The following is a 532-nucleotide window of genomic DNA, read 5'->3' as shown; positions in this document are numbered from 1 at the left end:
TTTCTACGATGTGCTTCGCTATCATGGGGGCATAATCTTCTTCAAGTATACTCTGAAGATAATCATTGTAAGTTTTGGTTGGCAGTAGCAAGACCTCTGCGAAAGTTAAACCGAGTGCTATGGCAACGGTGAGAACTTGATTGAGTTCTTCGAAATCTTTATTGTTGCCATCTACATCAATATCACCCAGCGCTTCGACATATTTAAATCCGCTCTCTTTTAATATTCCGAGCAGACAATCAACAACTCTGTCTGCATTCACAGGGTTCACTTTAATTGCGACTTTGCCACTTACGCCAGGGCCGCAAACGAGCCTTGCAGCAGTGATCAGAAAAAATTGCCCATTGTGAAAACCAATTCTTAACTCGCCGGAAAAACCAATACCGTAGTTAACGGCAATTTGTCCTGAAATACTGCCTAGTTCAATGAATTCAGAATTATGTTTTTTACCGTTAACTTGTACGACAGGAGGAAGCCACGACACTTCGGTTGAGCCGATGCCGCCTGCTTCCACTCCCGCAAACACGTCTAC

General features: G+C 43.4%; 1 pseudogene. It reads right to left on the bottom strand.

From position 1 onward, the window contains the following. Positions 1 to 514: pseudogene (locus LRP50_RS25470) on the bottom strand (hypothetical protein); the annotation flags it as partial. Positions 515 to 532 lie beyond the last annotated feature (18 nt).

Origin of the sequence: Enterovibrio gelatinilyticus, assembly GCF_028683095.1 — a bacterium.
GTDB lineage: Bacteria > Pseudomonadota > Gammaproteobacteria > Enterobacterales > Vibrionaceae > Enterovibrio > Enterovibrio gelatinilyticus.
This window is presented reverse-complemented; position numbering and strand designations above follow the sequence as displayed.